This window comes from Rhodanobacter caeni, assembly GCF_039523575.1.
GTDB classification, from domain to species: Bacteria; Pseudomonadota; Gammaproteobacteria; order Xanthomonadales; family Rhodanobacteraceae; genus Rhodanobacter; species Rhodanobacter caeni.
In genome coordinates this window covers 75,797-100,972 of record NZ_BAAAFO010000001.1, presented here as the reverse complement: position 1 = coordinate 100,972, position 25,176 = coordinate 75,797, and the positions used below count along the sequence as shown (strand labels likewise).

The 25,176-nt window shown below is 67.6% G+C and carries 25 protein-coding genes and 1 tRNA gene; 11 read left to right on the top strand and 15 right to left on the bottom strand.

Annotation, left to right across the window (positions count from 1 at the left end):
- Positions 1–26 precede the first annotated feature (26 nt).
- Positions 27–944, bottom strand: coding sequence for a site-specific tyrosine recombinase XerD (gene xerD / locus ABD017_RS00460; RefSeq protein WP_343879116.1), 918 nt, complete (start codon positions 942–944; stop codon positions 27–29).
- A 47-nt stretch (positions 945–991) separates the two neighbouring features.
- On the opposite strand from xerD, the gene ABD017_RS00455 reads away from it, so the two are divergent.
- From ABD017_RS00455 to ABD017_RS00445, 3 genes are all read left to right on the top strand, one after another.
- The gene (locus tag ABD017_RS00455; RefSeq protein WP_343879114.1) at positions 992–1,489 is read left to right on the top strand and encodes an RDD family protein; all 498 of its coding nucleotides are present in this window, start codon (positions 992–994) and stop codon (positions 1,487–1,489) included.
- Positions 1,490–1,529: 40 nt separating this feature from the next.
- Positions 1,530–2,282: a class I SAM-dependent methyltransferase gene (locus tag ABD017_RS00450; RefSeq protein WP_343879112.1), complete on the top strand. Its 753-nt coding sequence runs from the start codon at positions 1,530–1,532 to the stop codon at positions 2,280–2,282.
- Between the two features lie 90 nt (positions 2,283–2,372).
- On the top strand, positions 2,373–3,626 hold the full coding sequence (locus ABD017_RS00445) for a polyhydroxyalkanoate depolymerase (RefSeq protein ID WP_343879110.1): 1,254 nt from the start codon (positions 2,373–2,375) through the stop codon (positions 3,624–3,626).
- 66 nt (positions 3,627–3,692) lie between these two features.
- On the opposite strand, the gene ABD017_RS00440 is transcribed toward ABD017_RS00445, so the two are convergent.
- Positions 3,693–3,769 (bottom strand) — tRNA-Arg (locus ABD017_RS00440).
- A 111-nt stretch (positions 3,770–3,880) separates the two neighbouring features.
- Between ABD017_RS00440 and amaB the strand changes: the two genes are divergently transcribed.
- The 4 genes from amaB (at position 3,881) to murB (ending at position 8,118) form a co-directional block, all read left to right on the top strand.
- Complete coding sequence (gene amaB, locus ABD017_RS00435; RefSeq protein WP_343879108.1) at positions 3,881–5,416, top strand: L-piperidine-6-carboxylate dehydrogenase; 1,536 nt, start codon at positions 3,881–3,883, stop codon at positions 5,414–5,416.
- Between the two features lie 119 nt (positions 5,417–5,535).
- Positions 5,536–5,826 carry a DUF4190 domain-containing protein gene (locus ABD017_RS00430; protein WP_343879106.1) on the top strand — a complete coding sequence of 97 codons (291 nt, stop codon included), beginning with the start codon at positions 5,536–5,538 and terminating at the stop codon, positions 5,824–5,826.
- Between the two features lie 164 nt (positions 5,827–5,990).
- Positions 5,991–7,028 (top strand): quinone-dependent dihydroorotate dehydrogenase, encoded by a 1,038-nt coding sequence (locus ABD017_RS00425; protein ID WP_343879104.1) that lies wholly within the window; start codon positions 5,991–5,993, stop codon positions 7,026–7,028.
- A 64-nt stretch (positions 7,029–7,092) separates the two neighbouring features.
- The gene (murB, locus tag ABD017_RS00420) at positions 7,093–8,118 is read left to right on the top strand and encodes a UDP-N-acetylmuramate dehydrogenase (protein ID WP_343879102.1); all 1,026 of its coding nucleotides are present in this window, start codon (positions 7,093–7,095) and stop codon (positions 8,116–8,118) included.
- Between the two features lie 1,051 nt (positions 8,119–9,169).
- Here murB and ABD017_RS00415 read toward each other — a convergent pair.
- The 8 genes from ABD017_RS00415 to efp form a co-directional block, all read right to left on the bottom strand.
- Positions 9,170–10,396, bottom strand: coding sequence for an MFS transporter (locus ABD017_RS00415; protein WP_343879100.1), 1,227 nt, complete (start codon positions 10,394–10,396; stop codon positions 9,170–9,172).
- Positions 10,397–10,500: 104 nt separating this feature from the next.
- A complete protein-coding gene (gene folE2, locus ABD017_RS00410) occupies positions 10,501–11,451 on the bottom strand; it encodes a GTP cyclohydrolase FolE2 (protein ID WP_343879098.1) in 951 nt (316 codons plus the stop codon).
- Positions 11,452–11,572: 121 nt separating this feature from the next.
- On the bottom strand, positions 11,573–12,427 hold the full coding sequence (locus ABD017_RS00405; protein ID WP_343879096.1) for an isoprenoid biosynthesis enzyme family protein: 855 nt from the start codon (positions 12,425–12,427) through the stop codon (positions 11,573–11,575).
- Positions 12,424–13,104, bottom strand: coding sequence for an HAD family hydrolase (locus ABD017_RS00400; protein ID WP_343879094.1), 681 nt, complete (start codon positions 13,102–13,104; stop codon positions 12,424–12,426). The genes ABD017_RS00405 and ABD017_RS00400 overlap by 4 nt, the downstream gene beginning before the upstream one ends.
- Positions 13,101–13,841, bottom strand: a complete 741-nt coding sequence (gene ubiG / locus ABD017_RS00395) for a bifunctional 2-polyprenyl-6-hydroxyphenol methylase/3-demethylubiquinol 3-O-methyltransferase UbiG (protein WP_343879092.1) — start codon at positions 13,839–13,841, stop codon at positions 13,101–13,103. The genes ABD017_RS00400 and ubiG overlap by 4 nt, the downstream gene beginning before the upstream one ends.
- A 28-nt stretch (positions 13,842–13,869) precedes the next feature.
- Positions 13,870–14,124, bottom strand: a complete 255-nt coding sequence (locus ABD017_RS00390; protein WP_343879090.1) for a YciI family protein — start codon at positions 14,122–14,124, stop codon at positions 13,870–13,872.
- A 24-nt stretch (positions 14,125–14,148) separates the two neighbouring features.
- Positions 14,149–15,480, bottom strand: a complete 1,332-nt coding sequence (locus tag ABD017_RS00385) for a TRZ/ATZ family hydrolase (RefSeq protein WP_343879088.1) — start codon at positions 15,478–15,480, stop codon at positions 14,149–14,151.
- A 209-nt stretch (positions 15,481–15,689) separates the two neighbouring features.
- Positions 15,690–16,268: an elongation factor P gene (gene efp, locus ABD017_RS00380; protein ID WP_343879086.1), complete on the bottom strand. Its 579-nt coding sequence runs from the start codon at positions 16,266–16,268 to the stop codon at positions 15,690–15,692.
- 88 nt (positions 16,269–16,356) lie between these two features.
- Between efp and epmB the strand changes: the two genes are divergently transcribed.
- Positions 16,357–17,373 carry an EF-P beta-lysylation protein EpmB gene (gene epmB, locus ABD017_RS00375; RefSeq protein ID WP_343879084.1) on the top strand — a complete coding sequence of 339 codons (1,017 nt, stop codon included), beginning with the start codon at positions 16,357–16,359 and terminating at the stop codon, positions 17,371–17,373.
- A gap of 113 nt (positions 17,374–17,486) precedes the next feature.
- The gene (locus ABD017_RS00370; RefSeq protein ID WP_343879082.1) at positions 17,487–19,526 is read left to right on the top strand and encodes an EAL domain-containing response regulator; all 2,040 of its coding nucleotides are present in this window, start codon (positions 17,487–17,489) and stop codon (positions 19,524–19,526) included.
- Positions 19,527–19,669: 143 nt separating this feature from the next.
- Here the strand turns inward: ABD017_RS00370 and rplS are convergent, their stop codons facing one another.
- From rplS to ffh, 5 genes are all read right to left on the bottom strand, one after another.
- Positions 19,670–20,071: a 50S ribosomal protein L19 gene (gene rplS, locus ABD017_RS00365; RefSeq protein ID WP_343879080.1), complete on the bottom strand. Its 402-nt coding sequence runs from the start codon at positions 20,069–20,071 to the stop codon at positions 19,670–19,672.
- Between the two features lie 31 nt (positions 20,072–20,102).
- Entirely contained in the window at positions 20,103–20,879 is a 777-nt protein-coding gene (trmD, locus tag ABD017_RS00360; protein ID WP_343879078.1) for a tRNA (guanosine(37)-N1)-methyltransferase TrmD, read from the bottom strand.
- Between the two features lie 64 nt (positions 20,880–20,943).
- Entirely contained in the window at positions 20,944–21,459 is a 516-nt protein-coding gene (gene rimM / locus ABD017_RS00355; RefSeq protein ID WP_343879076.1) for a ribosome maturation factor RimM, read from the bottom strand.
- A gap of 2 nt (positions 21,460–21,461) precedes the next feature.
- Positions 21,462–21,719 (bottom strand): 30S ribosomal protein S16, encoded by a 258-nt coding sequence (rpsP, locus tag ABD017_RS00350; RefSeq protein ID WP_007080137.1) that lies wholly within the window; start codon positions 21,717–21,719, stop codon positions 21,462–21,464.
- 125 nt (positions 21,720–21,844) lie between these two features.
- Positions 21,845–23,224, bottom strand: a complete 1,380-nt coding sequence (gene ffh / locus ABD017_RS00345) for a signal recognition particle protein (protein WP_343879074.1) — start codon at positions 23,222–23,224, stop codon at positions 21,845–21,847.
- Between the two features lie 139 nt (positions 23,225–23,363).
- On the opposite strand from ffh, the gene ABD017_RS00340 reads away from it, so the two are divergent.
- Positions 23,364–24,161 (top strand): cytochrome C assembly family protein, encoded by a 798-nt coding sequence (locus ABD017_RS00340; RefSeq protein WP_343879072.1) that lies wholly within the window; start codon positions 23,364–23,366, stop codon positions 24,159–24,161.
- A 1-nt stretch (position 24,162) separates the two neighbouring features.
- On the top strand, positions 24,163–25,026 hold the full coding sequence (purU, locus tag ABD017_RS00335) for a formyltetrahydrofolate deformylase (protein ID WP_343879070.1): 864 nt from the start codon (positions 24,163–24,165) through the stop codon (positions 25,024–25,026).
- Positions 25,027–25,176: the final 150 nt, after the last annotated feature.

Here is a 25,176-nt window from a genome sequence, read left to right as displayed (position 1 = left end):
GCTGAACCGGCCCGGTCCGCGCACGCTCATCCGCGCGGATGGTGCTGCGCGTGCAGGCGCTTCAGGCCTTCCTTGGCGACCAGGGTGTAGATCTGGGTGGTGCTGAGCGAGCTGTGGCCCAGCAGCATCTGCAGCGCGCGCAGGTCGGCGCCGTGGTTGAGCAGGTGGGTGGCGAAGGAGTGGCGCAGCACGTGCGGCGAGATGCGCCTGGGGTTGATGCCCACCTGCACCGCGTAGCGTTTCACCAGCAGCCAGAACATCTGCCGGGTCATGCCGGTGCCGCGCTGGCTGAGGAACAGCGCCGGTGGTTGGCGGGCGCCGGCCAGTGGCGGGCGCGCATCGGCCAGGTAACGGCCGATGTGCTCCAGCGCCACCTCGCCCACCGGCACCAGCCGATCCTTGCCGCCCTTGCCGGTCACCCGCAACACGCCCTGGCGCGCGTTGAACCCGGCCAGCGGCAGCTCGACCAGCTCCGATACGCGCAGGCCGCAGGCGTACATCAGCTCCAGCATGGCGCGGTCGCGCAGGCCCAGCGTGGTGGCCCCGTCAGGCGCGGCCAGCAGGTTCTCGATCTCGCGCTCGGCCAGTGCCTTGGGCAGGCTGCGCGGCAGGCGCGGCCGTTCGATCAGGGCGGTGGGATCGACGAACGACGGCTGGTCACGCGCGATCGCCGCGTAGTAGCGGCGAAACGTGGATTGCCGCCGCGCCATCGAGCGAACCGCGCCACCACAGGACGCGTGATAGGCGGCAATGTCCTCGCGCCGCGCCGTGCGCAACTGGCGCCCGCGCCCGCCCAGCCACGCGGCCAGCGCCTGCAGGTCGCGGCGATAGGCTTCCAGCGTGCGCTCGGCCAGGCCATCCTCCGACCACAGCCGCTCCAGGAACGCGGCAATACCGGCGCGGTCGGCTTCGGCGATACTTGCCGGGTTTTCTTTCTTCGTCATGCGCTCGATGCTGGCCATTGCGCGCGCCACACGCAAGCGACCACCCGATGTCCAGCAGCTTTCCCACCGCCCCGCCCTGTCCGCTGTGGCGCCGATTGACGGCGCTGGTGTACGACCTGCTGATCGTGCTGGCGATCATGCTGGTGGCCAACATGCTGGGCCTGCTGGTCACCGGCGGGCACCTGCTGGACGAGCATCAGCACCTGCGCGCGTGGTGGTTTCCGCTGTTCGAGGCGGCCTGCGTGGGCGGGTATTTCGTGGCGTCGTGGCGGCGCGGCGGACAGACCATCGGCATGCGGCCGTGGCGCATCCGCCTGACCAATGCCGCGGGCGACACGCCGTCGTGGCCGCAGTCGCTGGTTCGCGTGGCCGCGGCCGCGGCGCCGTGGCTGTTGCTCGGCCTGGCCCACTGGATCGGGCTTCGGCTGGCGCTGTGGGTGGTGCTGGCGACGTGGGCGATCTGGTACCTGCCCGCCTTGATCGACCCGCGCCGCCGCGCCGTGCACGATATCGTCGCCGGCACCGAAATCCGCTCGCTGCACTGACCCTCCACCGTCGCCCGCCCGCGCAGGACCCCACCAGCCCATGCCAAGCCCCGCCCGCGACAGCCGCAGCAACGATGAGCTCATCCGTGCCAACCGCGGCTTCTACGAATCGCTGTGGGCCGATGCGCACCTGATGGAACCGCAACGCTTCAACACCTGGCCAGTGGTGCGCGAAGTGGCGGCCGCCGCGCCGCGCCGGCTGGAAGTGGCGCCAGGCCTGCGCCCGCGCCTGCCGCTGGAGGACACCTGCTTCATCGATCTCAGCCACGCTGCCCTGCGCCAGTTGCGCCGGCGCGGCGCCAACGCCGCCCACGGCATGATCGGCGCGCTGCCCTGCGCCAGCGCCAGCTTCGACCTGGTGTGCGCGCTGGACATCCTGGAACACGTGGCCGACGACGAGGGCGCGCTGCGCGAACTGGCGCGCGTGGCCGCGCCCGGCGCCACGGTGCTGCTGTCGGTACCGCTGCACCCGCATTCCTGGACGGCGTTCGACGAATTCGTGGGCCATTGCCGACGCTACGAGCCGGACCATATCCAGGCGCTGCTGGCGCAGCACGGCTTCACCATCGAACAGAGCGCGGTGTACGGCATGCAGCCCAAATCGTCGCGCCTGCTCGAGCTGGGCCAATGGTTCCTGGTACACCGGCGCCAGCGCGCCATGTGGTGGTACAACCGCGTGTTCATGCCGCTGGGCGTGCGCTTCCAGAAACCCCTGCAATGGCGCGACGGCATGGGCGATACGGAAGGCGTCGACGAGCTGCTGTTGCGCTGCCGGTTCTCGCCAAGTGATTGATTAGGCTGGCCGCTGCCACTTTGCGGCGGCGCAGCACGCAACGGCCAAAACCGCTAAGATGGCGCCTTTCGTCGCAGGCACCCACGCCCCATGCTTTATCAAATCCACGAATGGCAACGTTCGTTTCTCGGCCCGTTGAGCTACTTCGCCCAGGCCAACGCGCGCATGCTCAACGACCACGCCAGCCCGCTGTCGCAATGGCCGGGCGTGCAGCGGATGGCGGCGGGTTTCGAACTGATCCACCGCCTGGGCAAGGATTACGAGAAGCCCGAATTCGGCATCCACAGCGCGCTGGCCCACGAGCACGAGATCGCGGTGATCGAGCGCGTGGCGCTGGACAAGCCGTTCTGCCAGCTGAAGCGCTTCAAGCGCTTCAGCGACGACCCGGCCACCATCGAGAAAATGAAGGTCGACCCGGTGGTACTGGTGGTGGCGCCGCTGTCCGGCCATCACGCCACGTTGCTGCGCGATACCGTGCGCACGCTGCTGCGCGAGCACAAGGTCTACATCACCGACTGGGTCGATGCGCGCATGGTGCCCGCCGCGGCCGGCAGCTTCGGGCTCGACGATTACGTGGCGTATATCGAGGAATTCATCCGCCATATCGGCGCGCGCGAGCTGCACGTGATCTCGGTATGCCAGCCCACCGTGCCGGTGCTGGCGGCGGTGTCGCTGATGGCCGCGCGCGGCGAGGCCACCCCGCTCAGCCTGACCATGATGGGCGGCCCGATCGACCCCCGCCGCAGCCCCACCGGCGTCAACAACCTGGCCACCACGCAGCCGCTGTCGTGGTTCAAGAACAACGTGGTACAGACCGTGCCACCGAACTATCCCGGCCATGGCCGCGAGGTCTATCCGGGCTTCCTGCAGCATGCCGGGTTCATCGCGATGAACCCCAGCCGCCACCTCAGTTCGCACTGGGACTACTACCAGAACCTGCTGCGCGGCGACCAGGAAGACGCCGCCTCGCACCGCAAGTTCTACGACGAATACAACGCCGTGCTGGACATGCCGGCCATGTTCTACCTGGACACCATCGCTACCGTGTTCCAGCAGTTCCTGCTTCCGCGCGGCCTGTGGGACGTGGCCGGCGAGCGGGTGAACCCGGCGGCGATCACGCGCAGCGCGCTGCTCACGATCGAAGGCGAGCTGGACGATATCTCCGGCCTGGGCCAGACCCAGGCGGCCCACGACCTGTGCAGCGGCATCCCGCCGAAACGCCGCGCGCACAAGGTGATCGAGGGTGCCGGCCACTACGGCATCTTCAGCGGCCGGCGCTGGCGCGAGACGGTGTACCCGCAGGTGCGCGACTTCATCCGCAAGTTCGACCGCGCCACCAAATAATCCGGTCGCGGAGCGATGCCCTCAACGACGAAGGCCGGCATTGCCGGCCTTCGTCGTATTGCATGCTGGTGCCCCCGAGACGATTCGAACGTCCGACCTGCCCCTTAGGAGGGGGCCGCTCTATCCAGCTGAGCTACGAGGGCGAACGGCGATTTTCGCATGGATTCGCCAGGGCGCGAAGAACGCCCCGCAAAGCCCTGCATGGGGCCAGCTGCTAGAATGGTTTCTTTTTAAACCATTCAATGGAGACGCTCATGTCCCATGCGATCCTGAAGTCGCTCGGCCTCGACCAGACCTTGTCCGGCACCTACCTGGGCCAGGGCGAATGGTCGGCCACGACCGACGCCGGCACGCTGCAGCCCGTCAACCCGGCCACCGGTGAAGTGATCGCCAGCGTGCCCGCCTCCAGCGCCGCCGATTACGAAACGCTGATCGCGCGCGCCCAGGCTGCGTTCAAGATCTGGCGCACCACGCCCGCGCCGCAGCGCGGCGAAGCCGTGCGACTGTGCGGCGAGGCGCTGCGCAAGCACAAGGACGCACTGGGTTCGCTGGTGGCGTTGGAGATGGGCAAGATCAAGCCCGAGGGCGACGGCGAAGTGCAGGAGATGATCGACATCGCCGACTTCGCGGTGGGCCAGAGCCGCATGCTCTACGGCTACACCATGCATTCGGAGCGCCCCGGCCACCGCATGTACGACCAGTACCACCCGCTGGGCCTGGTCGGCATCATCAGCGCGTTCAACTTTCCCGTGGCGGTGTGGGCGTGGAACGCCATGCTGGCGGCCATCGCCGGCGACATCTGCATCTGGAAACCGTCGCCGAAGACGCCGCTGTCGGCCATCGCCACGATCAGGATCTGCAACGAGGCGCTGAAGGACGGTGGTTTCCCCGACATCTTCTTCCTGTTCAACGACGCCGGCACCGAGCTGGCGCAGACGTTCGTCGATGACAAGCGCATCCCGCTGATCAGCTTCACCGGCTCCACCAGGGTGGGGCGCATGGTCGGCGAGCGCGTGGCCAGGCGCATGGGCCGCTCGCTGCTGGAGCTGGGCGGCAACAACGCCATCATCCTGGACGAGAGCGCCGAGCTGAAGCTGGCGATCCCCGCGATCGTGTTCGGCGCGGTGGGCACCGCCGGCCAGCGCTGCACCAGCACGCGCCGGCTGTTCGTGCACGAGTCGATCCACGACACCGTGGTCGACGCGCTGGTGAAGGCATACCACCAGGTCGAGGGCAAGATTGGCGATCCCACGCTGGCCACCACCTTGATGGGCCCGCTCAACAGCCCCGACGCCGTGCAGGCCTACCTGGCGGCGATCGAGAAGGCCAGGGCCGCCGGCGGCAACGTGCGCACCGGCGGCAAGGCGCTCACCGATCGCAAGGGCAACTTCGTGCTGCCCACCATCATCACCGGGCTGAAGAATGACGACGAGGTGGTGCAGACCGAAACCTTCGCACCGATCCTCTACGTGATGCCGTTCAAGACCCTGGACGAGGCGATCGAGCTGCAGAACAGCGTGCCGCAAGGGCTGTCCTCGGCGATCTTCACCCAGAACCTGAAGGCGGCCGAGCAGTACCTGTCGGCGGCCGGCTCCGATTGCGGCATCGCCAACGTCAACATCGGCACCTCGGGCGCGGAGATCGGCGGCGCGTTCGGCGGCGAGAAGGACACCGGCGGCGGGCGCGAATCAGGCTCCGACGCGTGGAAGGTGTACATGCGCCGCCAGACCAATACCATCAACTACTCCGACGCTTTGCCGCTGGCGCAGGGCATCAAGTTCACGGTATAGGAAAGGCTCCCTCGCGGCCACGCCGGCGGAGTGTCGACGAGGGAACCGCTCGCTTCCCACAGGAACCCCGGAGCACTGCGCGTCATGCCGCCCACAGCGAAGAAGCGAGTACCAATGCCATGAATGCAGCGCCTCCCGCCCGCCGCGCCACCAGTGCCACGGCCGTCGTCAGCCTGGTCTTTGGCGTCCTCACCTGGTGCGTGCTCCCCTTGCTGGGTGCGATCGTGGCCATCGTGTGCGGCCATCTGGCACGCGGCGAGATCCGTCGTTCGCAAGGCGGCATGGAGGGCGGTGGCCTGGCCATGACCGGCCTCGTGCTCGGCTACGGACAGATCGTGCTGGGCGTTTGCCTGCTGGCATATCTCCTGGTCGCGATCATGCTCGGTCTTTCGATCGGGCTCGCCCACTGATATCCGCCAGCGCCTTCGACTTCGCCGGCTACCGTGTGCTGGTCGCGGGCGCCGGCCGGACCCTGGTGGTCGACGGCGGCCAGATGTTGAGCGGCTGAACAAACCGCGAGGCGCGATAAACTGGCGCGACGACTCCCGCGCTCCGCGGCCAACCGGTTCAACCCATGTACGACTACCTGCGCCCGCTGCTGTTCAAGCTGGATGCCGAAACCGCGCATCGCGCCACCTTGTATGCCCTGGGCGTGGCCCAGCGCAGCAACCTCGCGCAATGGATCGCCAGGCCGCCGGCCGACCTGCCGACCACCGCCTTCGGCATCAGCTTCCCCAACCCGGTCGGTCTGGCCGCGGGGCTGGACAAGAACGCCGAGCATCTCGATGCGCTGAACACGCTGGGTTTCGGTTTCATCGAAGTGGGCACGGTCACGCCACGGCCGCAGCCGGGCAATCCGAAGCCGCGCATGTTCCGGCTGCCGCAGCACGAGGCCATCATCAACCGCATGGGCTTCAACAACGAGGGCGTCGATGCGCTGGTCCGCAACGTGCGTGCGTCGAGCTACCACGGCGTGCTCGGCATCAACATCGGCAAGAACAAGGACACGCCCAACGAGAAGGCCGCCAGCGACTACCTGCTCTGCCTCACCAAGGTCTATGAGCTCGCCAGCTACATCACCATCAATATTTCCTCGCCGAACACGCAAGGCCTGCGCGACCTGCAGCAGGAAGCCACGCTGCGCCGCTTCATTGCCGTGTTGCGTGAAGCGCAGGAGCGGCTGGGTTCGCAACACGGCCAGCGCAAGCCCATGCTGCTGAAGATCGCGCCCGACCTGGGCGAAGCCGAGCAGGACGCCATCGCCGAGGTGCTGCTGCACACCGGCATCGACGGCGTGATCTGCGGCAACACCACCATCGACCACAGTGCCGTTGCCGACGATCCGCACGGCGGCGAGGCGGGCGGGCTGTCCGGCAAGCCGCTGTTCGCGCACTCCACCGCGGTGCTGGCCGGCATGCACAAGCGTCTGCAGGGGCGTATCCCGTTGATCGGCGTGGGCGGCATTCTCGACGGCAGCGACGCGGCCGAGAAGCTCGACGCCGGCGCCTCGCTGGTGCAGCTGTATTCGGGGCTGATCTACCGCGGGCCGACGCTGGTCAACGAATGCGTGGACGAGATCCGCCGCCAGCGCGGGGCGGCGCATGTCGAGTGAACGTCACGCCGGACGCATCGACATGCCAGCGGAGCGAATTGACATGCCAGCGGAGCGAGTAGAGATGGGCGGCTACACCCTGATCGAAAACGCCCCGCTGACCCACCGCAACACCTTGCGCGTCGATGCGCGGGCGCGGCTGCTGGCCGAGATCCACGACGCCGCCAAGCTGCCCGAGCTGCTCGACTTCCCCGCCGTGCGCAACGGCCGCCTGCTGGTGCTGGGCGAAGGCAGCAACGTGCTGTTCACCGGCGATTTCGACGGCATCGTGCTGGTGATGGCCACCCGCGGCGTGCAGGTGGAAAGCGACGGCGACAGCGCCCGCATCGCGGTTGCCGCCGGCGAACGCTGGGACGATTTTGTGCGCTGGACCCTGGGCCAGGGCTACGCCGGCCTGGAAAACCTGATCCTGATTCCCGGCACCGTAGGCGCCGCGCCGATCCAGAACATCGGCGCCTACGGCTGCGAAGTGGCCGAATTTGTCGAAAGCGTGGAAGCCTGGGACACCCGCGAGCGCTGCGTGGTCACGCTCGACCACGCCACCTGCGCCTTCGGCTACCGCGACTCGCTGTTCAAGCACGAGCCCGGCCGCTACATCGTCACCGCCGTGCGCTTCGTGCTGCCGCGCCACCGCGCGCTACGCACCGACTATGCGGGCATCGACGAACAACTGGCACGCATGGGCGTGGACAAACCCGCCCCCTTCCACGTCGCCGAAGCGGTGGTGCACCTGCGCACCAGAAAACTCCCCGACCCCGCCGTCATCGGCAACGCCGGCAGCTTCTTCAAGAACCCCATCGTCGACGCCGCGCTCGCCGACACGCTGAAAAGCGAATACCCCGACCTGCCCGCCTGGCCGATGGCAGACGGCCGCTGCAAGCTATCCGCCGCCTGGATGATCGAACACGCCGGCTTCAAGGGCCTGCGCGAAGGCGACGCCGGCATTTCCAACCGCCACGCGCTGGTGCTGGTAAACCACGGCCACGCCACCGGCCCGCAGCTGTGGGCGCTGGCGCAGCAGGTCATGAACGGCGTGCGCGAGAGGTTCGGCGTGCAACTGGAACCGGAGCCGATCGTCATCGCCCCCTGAGCCCTCGTAGGCGCGCACCCGTCCACAAGGCACTTCCTTCGATCGTGCGCGATGCTCTTGTACTTTGGTGGGAGCGACTTCAGTCGCGATGCTTTTTGGTTTTGATGTTGGATTTAGAGCAAGAGCTTTCGATCGCCGTTGGCGCTCGAGTCACTTTTCTCTTGCGTGGCCAAGAGAAAAGTAACCAAAAGAGAAGGCCACCCCGCTTCCGCGCCTTGCGGACATACTGTCCGCAAGGTCCGCGGTCGGGCTACGGGGTTTGTCGACAGCACATCGGGCAACTGCTCCTGCGTTACCTCAACTCGGGCATCCATGCCCTCGCCATGTGCTGACGCCAAACTGGCTTGCATCCATGCAAGCCACCCTGCGGGCAGATCCTTCGCCCGCCCGCCGCTGCAGAGGGGCCCCGGGAAGAGCGCCGCGCCATCGTGGCGCGGACTCGGTACGCCGCGGCGTTGCCGCGACGAGAGCGTGGTGACGTGCGGCTTTCGGTGCTTCCTCTTGCCTCCGATCGCCCTGAGCGTAGCCGCACAGCGGCGAAGTCGAAGGGTGCGGTTGGCGGAGGCCCTTCGACTTCGGCCTTCGGCCTACGCTCAGGGCGAACGGCTGAGGTTTGGCGAAGAAGCTCGCGCTGTTGTTTTTGCCCTAGCTCCATCCCGAGTGCGGGCCAGGAGGGCCCGCTGCTTTACCCGGGTCCCCTGTGCGGCGGTGAGTCGGGGTCGACAGGCCGCGCAGCGGGCGTTGCCAGGGATGGCAACGCCTTTTCGCGCGGGCAGGATGCCCGCTCGAAAAGCCCGGCCCCGGCTCACGGACTTGCCGCCCATGGATGGGCGGCAAGCGCCAAGCGGGGTGGCCTTTCTCTTTGGTTACTTTCTCTTTGGCCATGCAAAGAGAAAGTAACTCGAGCGCCAACGGCGATCGAAAGCTCTTGCTCTAAATCCAACATCAAAACCAAAAAGCGTCGCGACTGAAGTCGCTCCTACAAACAGCAAGAGCATCGCGCACGACCAACGCAAATCCCTCGTGGACAGGCTGCGCTCCTGCAACAGCTTCAGGCGCGCGCGCGTTTCTCGATGTCGGGCAGGAACACCGTGATCAACCCCATCAGCGGCAGGAAGGCGCACAGGCCGTAGACGTACTCGATGCCGTGCACGTCGGCCAGTGCGCCCAGCACGGCGGCGCCGATGCCGCCCATGCCGAAGGCGAAGCCGAAGAACAGGCCCGAGATCATGCCCACGCGGCCGGGCACCAGCTCCTGCGCGTAGACCAGGATGGCCGAGAAGGCCGAGGACAGGATCAGGCCGATGATGACGGTCAGCACGCCGGTCCAAATCAGGCCCACGTGCGGCAGCGCCAGGGTGAACGGAGCCACGCCCAGGATGGATACCCAGATGACCCACTTCCGCCCGATGCGGTCACCCACTGGCCCGCCCACCAGGGTGCCCACCGCCACCGCAAACAGGAACACGAACAGGTGCACCTGCGCGCTCTGCACCGACACGCCGAACTTGTGCATCAGGTAGAAGGTGTAATAGCTGCTGAGGCTGGCCAGGTAGAAGAACTTGGAGAAGATCAGCAGGCCCAGCACGCCCAGCGCCGCGATCACCTTGTTGCGCGGCAGCGACACCACCGCCAGGTGGCGGGGACGCGATTTCCCGCGGGTCAGGTGATGGCGCGCATACCAGCGCCCCACCTGCAGCAGCACCACGATCGCCAGCAATGCCGCCAGCGAGAACCACGCCACGCTGCCGCGCCCGTGCGGCACGATGATCCACGCGGCCAGCAGCGGGCCCAGCGACGAACCGGTATTGCCGCCGACCTGGAACAGCGACTGCGCCAGCCCGTGCCGGCCGCCGGAGGCCATCCGCGCCACGCGCGAGGATTCGGGATGGAACACCGACGAGCCGGTGCCGACCATGGCGGCCGCCAGCAGCAGGATCGGGAAGGTCGGCGCCACCGACAGCAGCAGCAAGCCACCCAGGGTGAAACCCATGCCGATCGGCAGCGAATACGGCATCGGCTTGCGGTCGGTCACCATGCCCACCAGCGGCTGCAGCAGCGAGGCAGTGAGTTGGTAGGTCAGCGTGATCAGGCCGACCTGGGCGAAACTCAACTGGAAGTCGCTTTTCAGCAGCGGATAGATCGCCAGGATCAGCGACTGGATCATGTCGTTGAGCATGTGCGCCACGCTGATGCCGCCCAGCACGGCGAACTGCGTGCGTTCGGGCGACGCTTCCGGGGCGGCGGACAGGGGAAGATTTTCGGCGCGGGTCTGCATGGTGTCGATTCGATCGAGGAGCGGCTGATGAGGTACCCGCCACGGCACATCATCCACCGCAGAACAAATACGGCCGGCGCCAGGGAGGCGCTGGCACAACAGGTCTAGAACTTGGCGCCGCCGTAGCCACCGTCGATGCCCTTGCTGGCATAGGCCACCGCATCATGCGGATGCAGGCTTTCCTGGTGCTCCACGCGGATGTGGAAATCGTCCAGCGTGGCGTCGGCATCGAGCGCCTTCTGGATGCGGCGCGCCGCGTCTTCGCAGAACATCAGGTTGCCGCCGTTGGCCAGCGCAAAGGCCTGCTCGTCCTGGCGCTTCACCGCGGTCTGCACCGGCGTACCGAGTGCCGCCTCGACGCGATCGATCAGGCTGATCAACTGCAGCGGCGCGCCCGGCGCGGGACGCACCCGCAGGCAGGCGACGCTGCGCTGCGCGTGCGGCGTGGCCACGATGCCTTTTTCGCTGCCCAGCCATTCCAGCACCGCGGCGCGATCGAGCGTGGCGTCGGCGGCGAAATCGCTGGCGAACTGGTCCTGGATCAGCTGCCGCGACAAGGCCGCCGACGCCGGACAGGTGGACGAATAGACCACCTCGGTGCCCAGTTCGAGCAGGAAGGCGCTGCCGGTGAGGCTGGCCTCGATGGTCACCGGATACGCGCGCCAGCCGCTGTTGGCGCTGCGCAGCGCGGGCCGGCGCACCAGGTGTTCGAACCGGATGCTGAGGCAGGCGCGGTCGGACAGGTCGGCGTGCGAATCGAGAAAGCCGCGCAGCAGCGCCTGCAACGATTCGGCGCTGAGCGTCTGCGTGCTCAGCGCCTGCTCGACCTGCAGGTACAAGCGCGACATGTGGATGCCGCGCTTGTCCGGCCGCTTCAGATTGACGAAGGCGCCCACGCGCGCGCTGGCGCGCTGCACGTCGCCCTCGCCGGCATCGAAACGCACCGGCACCTGGATCTCGGCCATGCCCACCCAGTCCAGCGCGCCGGCCAGATGCGGCTGTGCGTGCACGGCCACATCGGGTAGCAGGCGGGCGGTGTTTTCCTGGTTGGTCATGGTTGTGTCCTGAAAATCCTCGCGGCTGGCCTTGAAAGGCCTGGCGTCGCGGCGTTCAAGTTTGAGGCATCGGCGCCCCGGCGCAATAGCCGTGGCGGAAACGCTGCGTTTTCGGCGTGGCTCACGGCGCGTTTCGGCGCCACGCACGGGCGGCCTCCCAGGCGCGCCATGCGGTCACCGGCCGCACGCGCGAGCGCTCCGCGGCCAGGCTGGCCAGCGCGTCGGACGCACGCAGCGCGCGTTGCGCCATCCGCATGCCGTGGCTGGACGCCAGCGCGCGAAACACGCTGAGCGGCCCTGGCAGGCGGGCCGCTTCGCGCCAGCTCCGCAGCAACGCGCGCAGCTGATCCTGGATCGCCCGCTGCCGCGCCGCGCTGGCCTGGCCCAGTTGCGCCCGGCTCAAGCCGTGGCGCGCCAGGTTGGCCATCGACAGCGGCAGGCGGTCGCGGCCGGCATCGACCTCGGTGCGCAGCAGCGCGTCCAGCAGATGATCGAGCGTGGCCAGCCTTGCGGCGCGATCGCACGGCGCCGCCGCGCCATACCACCAGGCGGTTTCCAGCGCCGCCAGCGCACCGTGCAGAGGCAGGGCCGCGTCCAGCTGGGCGGCGAAATCCGCCGCGGTGCCCTGTTCGAGCTGGGCCATCGCCGCCAGTACCGGCGCCACCCATTGTTCGATGGGGATCGCGTGCGCGCGCGCGTCGTCGAACAGCACCTGGGTCAGCGGATGGCGGCCGCCACTGCTGACCGCGCCGGACAATTCCTCCGCCCACCAGCCCAGCTTGGCGGCGGCCACCTGCGGCTCGCGGATGCCGTAGGCGGCGTCGAGCAGCTCCTGCTCCAGCGCGGCCAGCGCGACGTGGCCGGGATGGCGATGGCCGTCGACGAACACCAGCGCCACGCGTTGCTGCGGTTGCGCCGCCAGCCACTTGTCGATGAAGCCCTGCCACGCCGCGTTGCTGGTGTCCGCGTCGGTCATGCCGCGACCGATGAGGGCATCAGCAGCGCGGCCAACTGCGAGGGCTCGTCCACCACCGCGTCGGCGCCCCAGCTGCGCGGATCGCCGCCGTCGAGGTAGCCCCAGCTCACCGCCACCGTGTACAGGCCGGCCGCTTCGCCCGCCAGCACGTCGCGGCGATCGTCGCCCACGAAGACGCAGCGTTCGGGTTGCAGCCCGGCCCGTTCGCAGGCCAGCAGCACAGGCGCGGGATCGGGCTTTTTCACCGGCAGGGTGTCGCCGGAAACCACGGCGGCGGCACGCGCGGTCCAACCGATGCGCTGCACCAGCTCGTCGGTAAGAAAGCCCGGCTTGTTGGTGACGATGCCCCAGCGCATGCCGCCGTGTTCCAGTTGCTGCAGCAGCGCGTCCACGCCGTCGAACGGCCGCGTCTGCTGCGCCAGCATGCGCTGGTACAACGCCAGGTAACGGGGCAGCAGCGCCTTGCGCGCGGCGTCATCGCGGCGCGGAAAACCCTGCTGCAGGATCGCGGCCGAACCGCGCGACACCACCTGCCGCACGGCGTCGTAATCGGGTGCCGCCTCGCCTTCCTCGGCGCATTGCTCGACCAATGCGCCGTACAGGTCGGCCGCGCTGTCGAGCAGGGTGCCGTCCAGGTCGAACAGCACGCCGTGGATGTTTTCCGGCAACGGCGTCATAGCGGCTTGCGTGCGGCGAGCACGTAGTTGATCGCGGTGAAGCGGCTCAGCCAGGCCTTGCGCGCCAGCGGGTTGTAGCCCAGGCCGCTGACGTCCTCCAGCTCCAGGCCCGCCTGCCGCAGCAGCCGTCCCAGCTCGGACGGCTTCAGGAACTGCGCGTAGTGATGGGTGCCGCGCGGCAGCATGCGCATCACGTACTCGGCACCCACGATGGCCGCGCCGAACGCGGCCGGCGTGCGATTGAGGGTGGACATGAACAGCTGGCCGCCGGGTTTCAGCATCGCGGCCAGGTCGGCCACCAACGCCGCCGGATCGGGTACGTGCTCGACCAGTTCCATGCAGCACACGGCGTCGAAACTTGCCGGCTCGGCCGCGGCCAGCTCGGCAGACGACTGCACGCGGTAATCCACCGACAACGCCGATTCGTGCAGATGCAGCTTCGCGATCTCGATCACCTTCTCGCCCAGGTCGATGCCGGTGACGCGGGCGCCGGCGCGAGCCAGCGCCTCGCTCAGCAGGCCGCCGCCACAACCCACGTCGGCCACCTTCGCCTGCGCCAGCGCGACGCGCCCGGCGATATAGGCAAAGCGCACCGGGTTGAGATCGTGCAGCGGGCGCGACTCGCCATCGGGGTCCCACCAGCGCGCGGCCAGCGTATCGAAACGGGCAATCTCGGCCGCGCTGACGTTGCCGTCCTGACGGTCGCTGGCGGCGCTTTCGGGGGATGCGGTCGACATCACGAAACCTCTCGGGGAGCTGCGCAGTTTAGCGCGCCTGCCATTCGTGCACGGTGATGGTCCAGCCGCCACTGGTATGCGCGGGGTCGCGCTGCACGATGGCCTGCGCCGCGGCGAGATCATCCGCACGCAGCAGGTAGGCGCCGCCGGACTTGTCGCTGAAGCCGCCGGACAGCTCGATCCTGCCCTGCTCACGCAGGTCGTCGAGGAAGGCGATGTGCAGCGGCACCACCGCCGGATCGACGTCGGGGCGGCGCAGCAGGTAGACCAGGTAACGGTTCATGGGAGGCTCCTTGGGATGCAGTGATCAGGCGGCGGCGATGCGCTCGCGCCAGGCGCGGGTCTTGCCCAGGATGGCGGCGGTGTCGACGTCGACCAGTTCGCGCGCGGCCAATTTCCGCTGGCCGCCAATCCACACGTCGCTGACCTGGTGGCGGCCGCTGGCATAGACCAGTTGCGAGACGACGTTGAACAGCGGCTGGGTCTCCAGGTCGCTGAGCCGCACCGCGGCAAGGTCGGCCTGCTTGCCGATCTCGATCGAACCGATGCACGCGCCCAGCCCGATCGCCTGCGCACCGTGCAGCGTGGCGGCCCGCAGCGCGTAGGCGGCATCGAACGCCGCCGCGTTGCCGGCCACGGCCTTGGCCAGCAGGGCGGCGGTGCGCATTTCGCCGAACATGTCCAGGTCGTTGTTGGAGGCGCAGCCGTCGGTGCCCAGCGCCACGTTGACGCCGGCCTGACGCAGCTTTTCCGCGGGGCAGAAACCCGACGCCAGCTTCAGGTTGGATTCCGGGCAATGCACCACCGACACGCCGGCCGCCGCGCAGGCGGCGATCTCGCCGTCGGTCACCTGGGTCATGTGCACGGCGATCAGGCGATCGTTGACCAGGCCGAGTTTCTGCAGCCGCTGGAACGGGCGCAGGCCGCTCTTGGCCTTGGCCTCCTCCACCTCGTGCGCGGTCTCGTGCAGGTGCAGATGGACGGGTATGTCGAGCTGGTCGGACAGCAGGCGGATGCGCTCGAAACTCTCGTCCGACACGGTGTACGGCGCGTGCGGCGCGAACGCGGTGCTGATCAGGTCGTCGCCGAGAAAGCTGTCGTGCACCGCGGTGGCGCGGGCGAAGTAGTCATCCTGGGTGGTGGCCCAGGCGGTGGGGAATTCGATCACCGGCAGGCCGACCACGGCGCGGAAACCCATCCGCCGACAGGTAGCGCCGATCACGTCGGGAAAGAAGTAGTTCTCGTTGGCGCAGGTGGTGCCGCCGCGCAGCATCTCGGCCACCGCCAGCTCGACACCGTCACGCACGAACTCCGGCCCGATCACCTTCGCCTCGGCCGGCCAGATGTGCTCTTGCAGCCACACCATCAGCGGCAGGTCGTCGGCCAGACCGCGCAGCAGGGCCATCGGGTTGTGCGTGTGGCTGTTGACCAGGCCGGGGATCAGCGCGTGCTCGGCCAGCGCGACCCGCTCGCGCGGGACATACGCGCCGCGGGCGTCGGCGATGGGCAGCAGGGCGACGATCCGGCCGCCATCGACCACCACCGCGTGATCCTCCAGCACCACCGCGTGCGGCTCCACCGGCACCACCCAGCGCGCCTCGATCATCAGGTCGACGGATTGGGCTTGGATGTCGCTCATGGAAAACTCCGTAGGCGGATAAGCGAAGGGCGGCTCACCTTGCGGCGCCGCCCCATACCCCGTCGTTCCAGTGAAAGCTGGAATCCAGTGACTTGCGCTTCAGTGTGCGAGAGATTTTGCGTGCTGCGCACAGAGTGCTCCACTGGACCCCTGCTTTCGCAGGGGTGACGAACTGGCAAAGGCGCGAGCGAAGCTCGCGCGCCAGTTCGTCACTTCACGCGGCTGTCGTACTCGCCGGTGCGGGTATCGACCTTGATCACTTCGTCCTGGTTGACGAACAGCGGCACGCGCACCACGGCGCCGGTTTCCAGCGTGGCCGGCTTGCCGCCGCCGCCGGAGGTGTCGCCGCGCACGCCCGGGTCGGTCTCGACGATCTTCAGCTCCACGAACTTCGGCGCCTGCACGGCCACGATGTTGCCGTTGAACAGGGTGACCACGCACTCTTCCTCGCCCTTCAGCCACTTCCAGGCATCGCCCATGGCGGCCAGCGAGGCGGGCACCATCTCGAACGTCTCCATGTTCATGAAGTTCCACACGCGGTCCTTGCCGATGCCGTCGATGAAGGACAGCTGCATGTCGGTATCGGTGACGTCCGCCTCCTCGAACGAATCGCTGGATTTCAGCGTCTGCTCGGTGGTGCGGCCGTCCTTCAAATTGCGGATGCGAATGCGGGTGAACGCCTGCCCCTTGCCGGGCTTGATGAAGTCCGCCTCGGTGATGATCCAGGGATCACCGTTGTGAAGGATCTTCTTGCCCGTCTTGACGTCGTTGAGGCCGAGGGTCGCCATGCGCTGTCTGCTCCGGAGTCGTTTTCGCCCTGGGGGCGGCTAAAATGGATGGATGTCACGGGCGTCATCGCCCGATCAAAGGCCCGATATGATAACCGCAAGCCCCCAGTCCCGCCTATCGCCCGCCGCGCCCGACTGGCGCGCGCTGTGGCGGGACGCCATCACCGACCCGAAGGAGCTGTTGCGGGCGGTGGGCCTGGGCGAGCGCACCGATCTCATCCCGCCCGACGACGCCGGCTTCGCCCTGCGTGTGCCGCGCGGCTTCGTGGCGCGGATGCGCCACAACGACCCCACCGACCCGCTGCTGCTGCAGGTGTTGCCGCAGGCGGCCGAACACGATCGGGTGGCCGGCTTCACGATGGATGCGGTGGGCGACATGGCGTCGCGCACCGGCCAGGGCTTCCTGCACAAGTACCACGGCCGGGCGCTGCTGATCGCCAGCGGCAGCTGCGCGGTGAACTGCCGCTACTGCTTTCGCCGCCATTTCCCCTACGGCGAGGAGATTGCCGCCGCCGGCCAGTGGCGCGACGCCCTGGCGCAGCTCGAGGCCGATCCGTCGATCAGCGAACTGATCCTCTCCGGCGGCGACCCGCTGTCATTGGCCACCAGCAAGCTGGCCGACCTCAGCCGCGGGCTGGCCGAGATGCCGCACGTCAGGCGCCTGCGCATCCATACGCGCTTGCCGGTGGTGCTGCCGGAGCGGATCGACGACGCCTTCCTCAAGTGGCTGGCTTCGCTGCCGTTGCAGAAGGTGGTGGTGCTGCATGCCAACCATGCCAACGAGTTCGACGCCGGCGTCGATGCCGCCTGCGCGCGATTGCGTGGTGCCGGCGCCACCTTGCTCAACCAGTCCGTGCTGCTGCGAGGAATCAACAACCACGTCGACACGCTGACCGACCTCTCCGAGCGGATGTTTGCCGCCGGCGTGCTGCCGTACTACCTGCATCAGCTCGATCGCGTGCACGGCACCGCCCATTTCGAGGTGGGCGACGCCGAGGCGATGGCATTGCTGGAAGCGCTCCGCGCGCGCCTGCCGGGCTACCTGGTACCGCGGCTGGTACGCGAGATAGGCGGCGATACGTCCAAACGGCCCATCGGAGGTTGACGCGACGCTTTTCGCTGGCAGCCGTTGGCGTTATCCGTTACAAACACAGGCCACGGGGTATTCTCCGGTGCCCGCGACACGACTCGTGACGACCACCTTCTTCTCGGCCATCCATGAAAAAAGACCTCGTCATCAAGATCCTCTTCATCGAAAACTCGCTGGAGGAGGCCGAGCAGATCATCAGCCTGCTGCGCAATTCGGGTATCGCCGTACGCCCCGCCCGCGGCGTCAATGCCGAGCAGGTGCAGGCCGCGCTGCATGAGCTGGAGCCGGACATCGTGATGTTCGACCCGGCCATCACCACGCTGAACCTGCGCGAGGTCGTGAAGCTGATGGATGCCTACGGTCGCGACTACGCGCTGCTGGGCCTGGTCGACACGATGGACAACCAGCTGGTGGCGGACCTGTTCGTGGGCGGCGCCCGCGGCGTCGCGGCGCGCACGCATCCGAAGCAACTGACGGCGGTGCTGCAGCGCGAGTTCGATTCACTGCAGGCACGCCGGCAGCTGCGCAAGCTGGAAGCCTCGCTGCGCGAATCGGAACGCCGCTGCGACGCATTGCTCGATTCCTCCACCGACGCCATCGCCTACGTGCACGAAGGCATGCACGTGCGCGCCAACCGGGCGTACCTGGAGACCTTCGGCTACGACGAGTTCGACGACCTGCTCGGCATGCCGGTGCTGGACATGATCGATTCGAGCCATGCCGAGGAGTTCAAGGCGGTGCTGCGCGGGCCGCAGGGGCAGGAGAAATTGCCCAACCAGTTGTCGCTGCGCGCGCGTCGCGCCGACGCCAGCCACTTCGACGCCACGGTGGAATTCGCGCCCGCCACGTTCGAGGGCGAGCCCTGCCTGCAGATCGTGTTCCGGCGGCAGCTGGTCGATCCGGCGGCGCTGGCCCAGCTGCAGCGCGACCCGGTTACCGGCCTGTTCAACCGCGCGCACACGCTGGAGCGGATCGACACGGCGGTGGCCGCCGCCGCCAACGGCAAGAAGGGCCAGGCGTTGCTGCTGATCGAACCGGACAACTGGTCGTCGATCGTGGCCGGCATCGGCCTGGGCAAGGCCGACGAACTGCTGGCCGGCTTTGCCGACCGCATCCGCATCCTGCTGGGCACCACCGACGTGGCCGGCATGCTGGCCGAACACACCTTCGGCGTGGTGCTGGACTCGCGCCAGGACGACGCCATCCGGGATTGGATCAGCAAGCTGCAGCACAGCGTCAGCAACGAAATCTTCGACGCCGGCAGCCGCTCGGTCACGGTCAACACCAGCATCGGCGGCAGCCTGCTGGGCGAGAAGAACGCCAATACCGACCTGTTGCTCAACCAGGCCAGCCAGGCACTGCGCAACGCGCAGAGCCAGGGCGGCAGCAAGGTCGAGCTGCACGATCCGGCCGCACGCGAGAAGGCCGACGAGGAACGCGAGCAGTACTGGCTGGGCCTGCTGAAGGATGCGCTGGCCAACGACGGCCTGATGCTCTACCACCAGCAGGCGATCAGCCTGCAGGACGCCGAAGGCGATTTCTCGGAGATCCTGCTGCGCATGAACGGCCCGCAGGGCGAGGTGCTGCCCGGGTTCTTCATGCCGATCGCCGAAAAGCATGGCCTCAACGGCGACATCGACCGCTGGGTGCTGAAGCAGACGATCCAGACCCTGCGCGCCCGCGAAAACCAGGGCCAGCCCACCACCTTCTTCGTCAAGCTCACCGCCGCCTCGCTGCAGGACGAGCACCTGCTTCCCTGGCTGGGCGAGCAACTGGCCGCTGCCAACCTGAAGTACGGCCGCATCGTGCTGGAAATGACCGAGAGCAAGGTCATGACCCTGTTGCGCCCCACCCAGGAGTTCGTCAACGGCTGGAAGAAGCTGGGCGGGAAATTCGCGCTGGAACAGTTCGGCTCGGGCCTGAACTCGTTCCAGCTGCTCAACCACGTCGACGCCGACTACGTGAAGATCGACCGCAGCTACATGGCCGAGCTGCCACGGCACCCGGAAAACCAGAAGAAGATCACCGAGATCTGCCAGCAGGCGCGCGAGCTGAAGCGCCAGACGATTGCCGAGTGGGTCGAGGACGCCACCAGCACCTCGCTGCTGTTCGCCTGCGGCGTTGACTTCGTGCAGGGCAACTTCCTGCAGCCGCCGCAGCGGTTGTAAGGCGGGCGTCCACGCCGTATCCGCCGCTGGACGCGCCTGGTCGATCCGCGCGCAAGCCAGCGACGTTCGCCGATCCCGCACACGAAAAAGCCCGCGCAGGAGCGCGGGCCTTTTTGTCGCCAGCCGGAAGCTGCGGGCGCCGATTACTCGGCGGCAGCGGCGGCAGCCGCCTTGTGGGCGGCCTTGATCGCGGCGGCGGCGGCCACGTCTTCCTTGATGCGTGCAGCCTTGCCTTCCAGACCGCGCAGGTAATACAGCTTGGCGCCACGCACCTTGCCCTTGCGCTTCACCGTGACCGACTCGATCGACGGGCTGTGCGCCTGGAACACGCGCTCCACGCCGGTGCCGTGCGAGATCTTGCGCACGGTGAAGGCCGAATGCAGCCCGCGGCTGCGCTTGGCGATGACGATGCCCTCGAACGCCTGCACGCGCTCGCGATTGCCTTCCTTCACCTTGACGTTGACCACCACGGTGTCGCCAGCGCCGAATTCCGGCAAGGGACGGGTAATCTGCTCGGCTTCGAACTGTTCAATGATCTTGTTCATGGCAACACCTGTGTATTTTCAATGCCTGCGGTCAATCATCGACCGCTTCGTTTTGCCGCGACAGCACCTGGGCAGCGTGTTCGCGGCGGAATTCATCCAGCAGCGCACGGGAGGTCTCGTCCAGTACGCAGCGTGACAACAAGTCGGGACGGCGCAACCAGGTTCGTCCCAGCGACTGCTTCAGGCGCCAGCGGGCAATCGCCGCATGGTCGCCGGAAAGCAGCACCTCCGGCACGGTACCCAGCGCGTCCTGCACCGGTTTCGCATAGTGCGGACAGTCGAGCAGGCCATTGGCGAATGAATCCTGCTCGGCCGACAGCGCGTCGTTCAATGCGCCTTCCTGCAGGCGACCCACCGCGTCGATGACCACCGCCGCCGCCAGCTCGCCACCGGACAGTACATAGTCGCCGATGGAAAGCTCCTCGTCGACCTCGTGCGCCAGCAAGCGCTCGTCCACACCTTCGTAACGCCCGCAGAGCAAGGCGATTCGCGGCATGCTCGCCAGCGCCTCCACCCTGCCCTGCGTCAGCCGCGATCCCTGCGGGCTGAGGTAAATCACATGCGCCGGTTCCGGCGCGGCGTTGCGCACGGCCGCCAGGGTGGCGCGCAACGGTTCGATCATCATCACCATGCCGGGGCCGCCGCCGTACGAGCTGGCGTCCACGGTGCGGTGACGGTCGTGCGTATAGTCGCGCGGGTTCCAGGTTTCCACCTGCAGCAACTGCCGCTGCTGCGCGCGTCCCACCACACCGACCGCGGCACACTGGCGCACGAAGTCGGGAAACAGGCTGACGACGTCGATACGCATGAATCCTTGCCCTCTGCCGCCCGATCCCCGGCTTTCGATCCGGCGACCTTTCGATCCGGCGACGTCAGAATTCGGGATCCCAGTCCACCACCATGCGTCCCGCGGACAAGTCCACCGATCGCACATACGAACCCTGGACGAAGGGAATCAGCCGCTCGCGCGCCCCATCCCTCACCACCACCACGTCGTTGGCACCGGTGGCGAACAGGTGACTGACCCGCCCCAGCGACACGTCCTCCGTGGTGACCACCTCGAGTCCTTCGAGGTCGACCCAGTAATACTCACCTTCGGCTGGCGGCGGCAACTGATCGCGGCTGACATGGATGTCGCTGCCGATCAACGCCGCTGCCTGCTCCCGGTCGTTCACGCCGGGCAGTTGGGCCACCATGCCCTTGCCCTGTTCGCGACCCTTGACACCGCTGACCTGCGTTTCCACCCCGGGCGCTGCACTGAGCAGCCACGGCTGGTAATCGAAGATCCGCATGCGCGGCTCGGCCCAGGATTCGATCTTGAGCCAGCCCTGCACGCCGTACAGCCCGACGATGCGCCCGATCAGGACGCGCCGACCGGCTGCCGTCACGCTCAGGCAGCCTGCTGCAGCTTGCCCGCTTCCTTGACCAGCGCGGCGACCTTGTCGGACAGCTGGGCACCCTTGCCCACCCACTCGTTGACGCGATCGACGTTCAGCTCGAGGCGCTTGTCCTTGCCCGAGGCGACCGGGTTGTAGAAGCCCACGCTCTCGATGTTGCGACCGTCGCGCTTGTTGCGCTGATCGGTCACCACGACGTGGTAGAACGGACGGCCCTTGGCGCCACCGCGCGAAAGACGAATCTTGACCATGGTAAAACTCCAGAAGTGCCGTAACAGCGGCAGCCGCACGAGAACCGTGCGCGGGAAACGGGGCATTTTAAGGGGGTAACGGGCAAAAGGGAATAGGGAAAGGGAAAAACCCCTCCCCGGCCCCATCAGCGCATCGGCGGCAGGCCGCCCATGCCGCCCATGCCCTTCATCGCGCCGCGCATCTGGCGCATCAGGCCCTTGCTGCCGCCCCTGGACAGCTTGGACATCATCTTTTCCATCTGCATGTACTGCTTCAGCAGGCGGTTGACGTCGGCCGGCTGGGTGCCGGAGCCGCGCGCCACGCGGGCACGGCGCGAGCCGTTCAGCAGGTCGGGGTGGCGGCGCTCCTTCTTGGTCATCGAGCTGATGATGGCGATCATGCGGTTCATCTCGCCGTCGTTGACCTTGGATTTCACGCTGTCGGGCAGGTTGCCCATGCCCGGCAACTTGTCCACCAGGCCGGCCAGGCCGCCCATGTTGCCCATCTGCTCGAGCTGGTCCTTCATGTCGTTGAGGTCGAAGCGCTTGCCCTTCATCACCTTCTGGGCCAGCTTCTGCGCCTTTTCCTGATCGACCTTGCGCTCGACCTCCTCCACCAGCGACAGCACGTCGCCCATGCCCAGGATGCGCTGGGCGACGCGGTCGGGATGGAACGGCTCCAGCGCGTCGGTCTTTTCGCCCGCACCCAGGAACTTGATCGGCCGGCCGGTGACGTAACGCACCGACAAGGCCGCGCCGCCACGGGCGTCGCCATCGGTCTTGGTGAGGACGACGCCGGTCAGCGGCAGCGCGTTGCTGAACGCCTTGGCGGTGTTGGCCGCGTCCTGGCCGGTCATGGCGTCGACCACGAACAGGGTTTCGACCGGGGTGATCGCGGCGTGCAACGCCTTGATCTCGGCCATCATCGCCTCGTCCACGTGCAGGCGGCCGGCGGTGTCGACGATCAGTACATCGACCACTTCGCGCCGTGCCGCGGCGATGGCCGCCCGGGCAATGGCGACCGGGTCCTGGCCCGCGTCGGAGGGGAAGAAGCCCACGCCGACCTGGCCTGCCAGGGTGCGCAGCTGCTCGATGGCCGCCGGACGGTAGACGTCGCAGCTGACCACCATCACCTTTTTCTTCTTGCGCTCGGTCAGCAGCCGCGCCAGCTTGGCCACCGTGGTGGTCTTGCCCGCGCCCTGCAGGCCGGCCAGCAACACCACGGCGGGCGGCTGCTGCGCCAGGTTGAGATCCGTGTTGGCGCTGCCCATCACCGTGGTCAGTTCGTCGCTGACCACCTTGATCAGCGCCTGGCCGGGCGACAGGCTCTTCATCACGTCCTGGCCCACCGCGCGCACCTTGATCCGCTGGATCAGGGCCTGCACCACCGGCAGCGCCACGTCCGCTTCCAGCAGGGCGATACGCACCTCGCGCAGCGATTCGCGGATGTTTTCCTCGGTCAGCCGGCCGCGGCCGCGCAGACGGTTGACGGTGGTGGAAAGGCGTTGGCTGAGCGATTCGAACATGGTGAAGGCACGAGCGGGGGCTAGCCCGCAAATATACCAGACCCGTTTGCCGGCCCGGACGCGGCGACGCCGTGGGAGGCGCAACAACGGCGCGTGCCGCTGCTGCAGTAGCCGAAGGCGTGTGCGACACTTTGCGGCCATGTCCGTCCATGCGCTCGTGCTGCTTGCCGTCGTGCTCTACCTCGCCGCAGCGGGCGGGCTGGCGCGCCCCTTGCTGAGTGGCGGACAGCCGCTCAACCGGCTCGCCGTGTGCCTGGCGGGCGCGGCCGTGTTGCTGCACGCAGGCATGTTGCTGGGCATGCACCGCGGCGCGCTGGACCTGCATTTTTTCGCGGCGCTGTCGCTGGTGGCCTGCGTGGTGGCGGCGCTGACCTTGCTGGTGAACCTGTCGCGCCCGGTGGCGGCGTTGGGCGTGGTGGTGTTTCCGCTGGCCGCCCTGTTCCTGATCCTTGACGGTTTCGTGGCCGCGCCCACGGCGCCGCTGAAGATGGACTGGCCGATCAAGCTGCACGTGACGCTGGCCCTGCTCGCCTTCAGCGTGCTGTCCATCGCGGCCGTGCTGGCGATCCTGCTGGCGGTACAGGAGCGCACCCTGCGCGCCAGGCACTTCGGCAGCTGGCTGCGGGCCCTGCCGCCGCTGACGCAGACCGAGGCCCTGATGTTCCGCCTGATCGCGGGCGGCTTCGCCCTGCTGACGGCGGCCCTGCTGAGCGGCGCGCTGTTCATCGAAAACATCCGCGCGCAGCACCTGGTCCACACCACGGTGCTGTCGGTGTTCGCCTGGCTGGTGTTCGGCACCCTGCTGCTGGGGCGCTGGCGCCAGGGCTGGCGCGGCACCCGCGCGGTCAATCTCACCCTGATCGGCATGACCGTGCTGGCGCTGGCGTTTTTCGGCAGCAAGGCGGTACTGGAGCTGATCCTGCACCGGAACGTCTGACATGTCGGCTGCGCAGTTCGTGATTACCTTGTCGTGCCCGGATCGCCCGGGCATCGTGGCCGCGGTATCGGGCCATCTCGCGGCACGGGACAACAACATCCTGGAGGCACAGCAGTTCGACGACACCGACACGGGCCGCTTTTTCATGCGCATCGTGTTCGAGTCGCTGGCTGCCGATGCCACGCTGGCCGGCCTGCAGGCCGATTTCGCACCGGTGGCGGAACGTTTCGACATGCAATGGCAACTGCGCGACCGCAGCGAGCGTCGACGCGTGCTGCTGCTGGTGTCGAAATTCGACCACTGCCTGGCCGACGTGCTGTACCGCTGGCGCACTGGCGAGTTGTCGATGGATATCGCCGGCATCGTGGCCAACCATCCGCGCGAGACCTATCGCCACCTCGATCTCGACGCCATCCCGTTCCACTACCTGCCCGCCGACCGCAACCACAAGGCCGCGCAGGAGGCGTTGCTGTGGCAGGTGATCGAGCAGAGCCAATGCGATCTGGTGGTGCTTGCGCGCTACATGCAGGTGCTGTCGGACGAGCTGTCGGCAAAGCTGGCCGGGCGCTGCATCAACATCCACCACTCCTTCCTGCCCGGCTTCAAGGGCGCGCGTCCGTACCACCAGGCGCACCGGCGCGGGGTGAAGCTGATCGGCGCCACCACGCACTTCGTCACCGCCGAGCTGGACGAAGGGCCGATCATCGAGCAGGACATCGAGCGCGTCACCCATCACGACACGCCCGAGGACATGATCCGCATCGGCCGCGACATCGAGCGGCGCGTGCTGGCGCGCACCCTGCGCCACTACCTCGACGACCGCATCCTGCTCAACGGCAGCAAGACGGTGGTGTTCAGCGCCTGACCGCAGGCGGGAGGACGGCAGCCGACCGCCGCGCGCGCGGGTTCGCGCGCGTCCGGCCGTGCGTGGCGGTTGCGCATCCTTTGTGCATCGCACTATATTTCGGGCTATCGCGCTAACGCGTTAATACACTGCGTGGCGATGCCTGCCTTC

Excerpts from the sequence above, each read along its gene's own strand:
- xerD (WP_343879116.1), bottom strand. The coding sequence starts at position 944 with ATGACGAAGAAAGAAAACCCGGCAAGTATCGCCGAAGCCGACCGCGCC.
- ABD017_RS00455 (WP_343879114.1), top strand. The coding sequence starts at position 992 with ATGTCCAGCAGCTTTCCCACCGCCCCGCCCTGTCCGCTGTGGCGCCGA.
- ABD017_RS00450 (WP_343879112.1), top strand. The coding sequence starts at position 1,530 with ATGCCAAGCCCCGCCCGCGACAGCCGCAGCAACGATGAGCTCATCCGT.
- ABD017_RS00445 (WP_343879110.1), top strand. The coding sequence starts at position 2,373 with ATGCTTTATCAAATCCACGAATGGCAACGTTCGTTTCTCGGCCCGTTG.
- amaB (WP_343879108.1), top strand. The coding sequence starts at position 3,881 with ATGTCCCATGCGATCCTGAAGTCGCTCGGCCTCGACCAGACCTTGTCC.
- ABD017_RS00430 (WP_343879106.1), top strand. The coding sequence starts at position 5,536 with ATGAATGCAGCGCCTCCCGCCCGCCGCGCCACCAGTGCCACGGCCGTC.
- ABD017_RS00425 (WP_343879104.1), top strand. The coding sequence starts at position 5,991 with ATGTACGACTACCTGCGCCCGCTGCTGTTCAAGCTGGATGCCGAAACC.
- murB (WP_343879102.1), top strand. The coding sequence starts at position 7,093 with ATGGGCGGCTACACCCTGATCGAAAACGCCCCGCTGACCCACCGCAAC.
- ABD017_RS00415 (WP_343879100.1), bottom strand. The coding sequence starts at position 10,396 with ATGCAGACCCGCGCCGAAAATCTTCCCCTGTCCGCCGCCCCGGAAGCG.
- folE2 (WP_343879098.1), bottom strand. The coding sequence starts at position 11,451 with ATGACCAACCAGGAAAACACCGCCCGCCTGCTACCCGATGTGGCCGTG.
- ABD017_RS00405 (WP_343879096.1), bottom strand. The coding sequence starts at position 12,427 with ATGACCGACGCGGACACCAGCAACGCGGCGTGGCAGGGCTTCATCGAC.
- ABD017_RS00400 (WP_343879094.1), bottom strand. The coding sequence starts at position 13,104 with ATGACGCCGTTGCCGGAAAACATCCACGGCGTGCTGTTCGACCTGGAC.
- ubiG (WP_343879092.1), bottom strand. The coding sequence starts at position 13,841 with ATGTCGACCGCATCCCCCGAAAGCGCCGCCAGCGACCGTCAGGACGGC.
- ABD017_RS00390 (WP_343879090.1), bottom strand. The coding sequence starts at position 14,124 with ATGAACCGTTACCTGGTCTACCTGCTGCGCCGCCCCGACGTCGATCCG.
- ABD017_RS00385 (WP_343879088.1), bottom strand. The coding sequence starts at position 15,480 with ATGAGCGACATCCAAGCCCAATCCGTCGACCTGATGATCGAGGCGCGC.
- efp (WP_343879086.1), bottom strand. The coding sequence starts at position 16,268 with ATGGCGACCCTCGGCCTCAACGACGTCAAGACGGGCAAGAAGATCCTT.
- epmB (WP_343879084.1), top strand. The coding sequence starts at position 16,357 with ATGATAACCGCAAGCCCCCAGTCCCGCCTATCGCCCGCCGCGCCCGAC.
- ABD017_RS00370 (WP_343879082.1), top strand. The coding sequence starts at position 17,487 with ATGAAAAAAGACCTCGTCATCAAGATCCTCTTCATCGAAAACTCGCTG.
- rplS (WP_343879080.1), bottom strand. The coding sequence starts at position 20,071 with ATGAACAAGATCATTGAACAGTTCGAAGCCGAGCAGATTACCCGTCCC.
- trmD (WP_343879078.1), bottom strand. The coding sequence starts at position 20,879 with ATGCGTATCGACGTCGTCAGCCTGTTTCCCGACTTCGTGCGCCAGTGT.
- rpsP (WP_007080137.1), bottom strand. The coding sequence starts at position 21,719 with ATGGTCAAGATTCGTCTTTCGCGCGGTGGCGCCAAGGGCCGTCCGTTC.
- ffh (WP_343879074.1), bottom strand. The coding sequence starts at position 23,224 with ATGTTCGAATCGCTCAGCCAACGCCTTTCCACCACCGTCAACCGTCTG.
- ABD017_RS00340 (WP_343879072.1), top strand. The coding sequence starts at position 23,364 with ATGTCCGTCCATGCGCTCGTGCTGCTTGCCGTCGTGCTCTACCTCGCC.
- purU (WP_343879070.1), top strand. The coding sequence starts at position 24,163 with ATGTCGGCTGCGCAGTTCGTGATTACCTTGTCGTGCCCGGATCGCCCG.